Here is a 4,777-nt window from a genome sequence, read left to right on the forward strand (position 1 = left end):
GCGCCTGACGTAGGGGCCAGGCGCACACTGCGATCGAGACCTTCGCGATACATGTGTGGATGGCGCGGCATGGGAGTGGCCGCGCCATCCACACGGCCGTCAGAAGGCCGTGATCACATTGAATCCCTTCGTTTCGAATCTCGTCATCTTGTCGAATACCTCGTTCACATCTTCGAGCCGGACCTCCCGCTCCACCAGGTTTCGCGGCTGGAGACGACCTTCGGCCACCAGCGCAAGCAGTCCTGCATAGTCCGGGTGCGGTATGCCGAGGCTCCCCACCACTTCAATCTCGCAACTGGTGATGAGATCCATGGGAAGGGGCACAAAGCCGCCCTCTTGCGACGTGGTGAGTCCGATTTGGACGTGTCTGCCTCCCTTGCGAAGGCTCAACACGGAGTTCAGGACCGTGTCCCGAATCCCAAGCGCGTCGATGCTCACGTGTGCGCCGCCCTTGGTGATTTCGCGAATGGCTTCCACCACGGGCTGCGTTTTGGCGTTCACGACCTCACACGCGCCTTCCGCACGGGCTTTCGCCAGCTTCTCGCCGTCTACGTCGACCGCGATGACGCGCGCGCCCACGGCATACGCCGTCTGAATAGCCGAGAGGCCCACGCCGCCCGCACCATGCACGGCCACCCACTGCCCGGGTTTGACACCGCCCCGCATGACGCCGTGATATCCGGTCATAAATCGGCACCCAACGGCAGCCGCGGTAAGCGCATCGACGCCCTCTGGCAGGCGTATGAGGTTCATGGTCGCGTTGCGGACCACTACGTACTCCGCAAAACTTCCGTCCCAACTGAACCCGTAAATGCCGACGTGATCGCACCGGTTCGGCACGCCCGCGTGGCAGTGTTCACAATGCCCGCACGCGTAGTGAAACGGCACCGTCACCTTGTCGCCGATTTGGAAGTCGCGCACCTCGCGCCCCAATGCGACGATTTCGCCGCCAAATTCGTGCCCGGGCGTGATGGGCAATTGCGGCGATAGCCCAAGCCACGTCCAGTCCCCCATCCATCCGTGCCAGTCGCTGCGACAGATGCCGCTCGCGTCTACCCGGACCACGGCGTCGTCCGGACCAGGTGTCGGATCCGGTACGCGTTCAACCACAAGTGGTTGACGAAATCCCACCATTCTCGCTGCTTTCATGGCCTGTCCACGCTCCCCTTCCACTTCGTCGGACACGCGTCCTCTACATGTCTATGGGAGCGCGTTCACCTTGATGCATGGCCTTGAAACGCAACAAACCCGCCCGATCGCAAGGAACGGGCGGGAATCTCTCAGCTCGATTTCACAGGATGATGGCGATGAGACCGCCGCTGCCCTCGTTGATGATGCGCTGCAAGGTCTCCTTCAGCTTGAACTGAGCGCTCTCGGGCATGAGCGACAGCTTTGCCGAGATGCCCTCGCGGACGATGGCAGCCAGCGACTTGCCAAAAATGTCGCTCTCCCAGATCTTGAGCGGGTCCTTTTCGAAGTCCTGCATCAGGTACCTCACGAGTTCTTCCGACTGCTTCTCCGTACCGACAATCGGCGCGAACTCGCTCTCCACGTCCACGCGGATCATGTGAATGGAAGGTGCTGTGGCCTTGAGCCGCACACCGAACCGAGAGCCTTGTTTGATGAGCTCCGGTTCGTCGAGCGTCATCTCCTCGAGCGCAGGCGGCGCGATGCCGTATCCCGTCAACTTCACCATGCGCAGCGCGTCCGCCACCTTGTCGTACTCCCGCTTGGCATATGTGAACTCCTTCATCATTTTCAGCAGCTGATCGCGACCGGTGATTTGGACGCCGACGATCTCTGTCAACACCTGGTCGTACAGTTCATCCGGCGCATCGAGTTCAACGACGGCAATCCCATGGCCCATGTCCATGTGGGCGAGACCGCAGGACGAGACGAACGAGTACTGGGCAAATTGAGCGACGACCCGGTCGATGTCACGAACGCGGCGGATATCCCGAATGGTCTCGCGCACGGCCTCTTCAAACTGCTGGCGCAGCCAGTGGTCGGGATCGAGCACCATGACCCAGTTCGGCAGGTTGACGTTGACTTCTTTCACCGGGAACTCGTACAGCGCCTCGCGAAGCACATAGTGAATCTCGTGCGTCGTCAGCGTGGCACAAGAGAGAGCCAGAACTGGCACGTCGTACTTTACACTCAGTTCCTCCCGCAACTGGAGCACGCGCGGATGGTCGGGCGTAACGGAATTGACAATCATCACAAACGGCTTCCCGAGTTCCTTCAGTTCAGCCACGACGCGCTCCTCGGCGGCGACGTAGTTTTCACGCGGGATCTCGGCCACGGACCCGTCCGTCGTGACGACGATGCCGATCGTCGAGTGGTCGGCAATCACCTTGCGCGTGCCGATCTCGGCCGCCTCCTGAAAGGGGACGGGATCGTCAAACCACGGGGTGGTGACCATGCGCGGCCCGTTCTCGTCCTCGTAACCGCGGGCGCCCTCGACCGCGTAGCCGACGCAGTCGACGATTCGAACGTTGACGTCCAGCCCCTCCGCGACGTGAACCTGGACTGCCTGATTCGGGATGAATTTGGGCTCCGTCGTCATGATGGTGCGCCCCGCGGCGCTCTGGGGAAGTTCGTCAATGGCGCGGGCGCGGTCGGCTTCGTCCTGAATGTTGGGGATTACGATGAGTTCCATGAACTTTTTAATAAACGTCGATTTGCCAGTGCGCACGGGGCCGACCACGCCGAGGTATATATCGCCCCCCGTCCGCTCCGCAATGTCCTGAAAGACGTCGAATTTTTCCACGATTCTCCCTCCTCGAGATGACCGGCGTGGACAGCATGAACGCATGCCTCGCCCCGGCCCACCGACAATCCACGTAGACCGTCACGCAATCGATGGACAGTAGCCAATATATGCGGCGCAAAGGCCGGTATGCTTCGCGAAGCAGAGCGCCTCGTCCCTGACGCCACTATGTATACGGGAGAGAGAATTGGGGTAGAACCACTGCAAGGAGGAGAAGCGGTGAGGACAGGGGACCCGCACCCGCGAAGGCGCAGATCCCCAAGGAACATCAGCCTTGAATGTGTTGACGGTACGCCTCGCCGTCCAAGAGCGCCTCGAGTTCAGAGGGATCCGACATCTCGACCACGATCATCCAAGCTTCCTCGTACGGCGACTCGTTGACCTTCTCCGGCGCATCGGCAAGGGACTCGTTGACTTCGACGACGCGCCCGCTGACTGGCGCATACAGGTCGGAGACGGTCTTCACCGACTCAACAGTCCCAAACGTGTCGCCCGCTCGAACCTCCGCACCCTTGTCCGGCAATTCGACGTAGACGATGTCGCCAAGCTCGTCCTGCGCATAATCCGTGATTCCGATGTAGGCACGCGATCCTTCGACCCGCACCCATTCGTGCTCGCGCGAGTACTTCAGTCCTTCAGGAATGTTCACGAACAGGCCTCCCTCCACGGCTCACCGAGGGTAGTGTACCAAATCATCGCCACAGCCGCCATGGCCCGCTCACGGCAGTCGAAACTCGGCGGTCAGCGGTTGCGCGCCGATGACCTCCATCTCGTGGTTCTTGTCTCGCGTCATGAGCAATTCGATACCCTCGCTCGGCGAAATCTCGCCCATCAAGACCCGCGCAATGGCATGGGTGATGGGCATTTCCACACCGCACGCTTCGGCAAGTTGTTTGGCCGCAAACGTCGCATTCACGCCTTCGACAGCCATGCCAATCGTATCCAGAACTTCTGGCAAAGGCAGCCCCTTTGCCAACAGCCGACCCGCGCGGTGGTTGCGGCTGTGCTCGCTGGTGCAGGTGACGATGAGATCACCGATTCCGGCGAGGCCAGAAAACGTAAGCGGCGACGCACCGAGTGCGACACCCAAGCGCGTGATTTCCGCGAGCCCGCGCGTCATGAGGGCGGCCCTCGTGTTGTCTCCGAGCCCCAATCCTTCTGCCAGTCCTGCGCCGAGCGCGATGATGTTTTTCAACGCCCCTCCGAGTTCCACGCCGATCACGTCCGCCTGCGTGTACACGCGAAAACGATCCGTCATGAACGCGTCCTGCACCCGCTCTGCCACGTGCCTGCTGGCGCTCGCGGCGACAACCGTGGTCGGCATCTGCCGGACCACCTCTTCGGCGTGAGAGGGGCCCGAAATGACGGCGAGCCGGCGTTCGATCCCACAGACTTCCCTCTCGAGCCACGCGCTCACCCGCAGATTGTCCGGGCGGACAAACCCCTTCACGGCGTGCACCACGAGGACGCGATCGTCCAGTTTGCGGAGAAGCGGGAGGGTTGCCGCAACAGCCGCGGAGGGAACGGCCACGACCAGGAGGTGGCAGCCCGCGAGCGCCTCCTCGGCGTCGCGCACCGCGCGAAGGCCAGTGGGCAGGGCGGCGCCAGGAAGGTAGCGCTCATTTCGATGATGCGCATTGACGTCTTCGACGACCTCCGCGCGCCGCGCCCAGATGGTCACATCCCAGCCGTTCCACGCGAGCACGGCGCCAAGGGCGGTGCCCCAGCTTCCGGCTCCTAGCACGCACGCTTTCATCGTACACCCTCACTCGTCCGATCGAAGATACGCCGCTCCGTGCCGTGCAACAGCCGATCGATATTCGACCGATGGCGGTACACCGCGAGCAGGGCGAGCGCCACACTCGCTGCAAAGATCCACCCTTCGAAACGAAACGCCACAATGAGAATGGGAACCAGACAGACGAACACGAGCGAGCCCAGCGAAACATAACGCGTGACGGCGATCACGGCCAGGCACACCAGACCCGCAATCACGGCGGGGAGAGG

5 protein-coding genes are annotated in these 4,777 nt (G+C 61.9%); all 5 read right to left on the minus strand.

Features of this window, described 5'->3' with window-relative positions; all coding sequences use genetic code 11:
• Positions 1 to 99: 99 nt before the first annotated feature.
• Positions 100 to 1,149, minus strand: a complete 1,050-nt coding sequence (locus AMA01_RS12355) for a zinc-dependent alcohol dehydrogenase family protein (RefSeq protein ID WP_067851420.1) — start codon at positions 1,147 to 1,149, stop codon at positions 100 to 102.
• A gap of 142 nt (positions 1,150 to 1,291) precedes the next feature.
• Positions 1,292 to 2,770 carry a stage IV sporulation protein A gene (gene spoIVA / locus AMA01_RS12360; RefSeq protein WP_067851413.1) on the minus strand — a complete coding sequence of 493 codons (1,479 nt, stop codon included), beginning with the start codon at positions 2,768 to 2,770 and terminating at the stop codon, positions 1,292 to 1,294.
• A gap of 268 nt (positions 2,771 to 3,038) precedes the next feature.
• Complete coding sequence (gene gcvH / locus AMA01_RS12365) at positions 3,039 to 3,419, minus strand: glycine cleavage system protein GcvH (RefSeq protein ID WP_067851415.1); 381 nt, start codon at positions 3,417 to 3,419, stop codon at positions 3,039 to 3,041.
• Positions 3,420 to 3,488: 69 nt separating this feature from the next.
• The gene (locus AMA01_RS12370; RefSeq protein ID WP_067851418.1) at positions 3,489 to 4,526 is read right to left on the minus strand and encodes an NAD(P)H-dependent glycerol-3-phosphate dehydrogenase; all 1,038 of its coding nucleotides are present in this window, start codon (positions 4,524 to 4,526) and stop codon (positions 3,489 to 3,491) included.
• Positions 4,523 to 4,777: glycerol-3-phosphate acyltransferase (locus AMA01_RS12375; RefSeq protein WP_197459994.1), on the minus strand; the 255-nt coding region annotated here is incomplete at its 5' end. The genes AMA01_RS12370 and AMA01_RS12375, both read right to left, overlap by 4 nt.

Origin of the sequence: Alicyclobacillus mali NBRC 102425 (genome assembly GCF_001570745.1) — a bacterium.
GTDB lineage: Bacteria > Bacillota > Bacilli > Alicyclobacillales > Alicyclobacillaceae > Alicyclobacillus > Alicyclobacillus mali.